The 225-nt window shown below is 40.0% G+C and carries 1 rRNA gene; it reads right to left on the reverse strand.

Annotated elements, in window-relative coordinates:
- Positions 1–90, reverse strand: a 16S ribosomal RNA gene (locus HEQ50_RS12710); the annotation flags it as partial.
- Positions 91–225 lie beyond the last annotated feature (135 nt).

Genomic DNA, 225 nt, shown 5'->3' on the forward strand with positions numbered 1-225 from the left:
AGCACGTCATTCAACGGAAGCTCGTTCGACTTGCATGTATTAGGCATGCCGCCAGCGTTCGTCCTGAGCCAGGATCAAACTCTCATCTTATAGATGATGCTTGAATAGCTCATCGATTGTTGTTATATTTTTAAAAGCGAATTGACTTCGCAAATATTGTTTGGGTTTGAATAAATTCAAACCGCCCTACACATATTTGGTTTGTCGAAACAATGTTCAGTTTTC

Origin of the sequence: Lactobacillus sp. HBUAS51381 (genome assembly GCF_012641095.1) — a bacterium.
GTDB lineage: Bacteria > Bacillota > Bacilli > Lactobacillales > Lactobacillaceae > Levilactobacillus.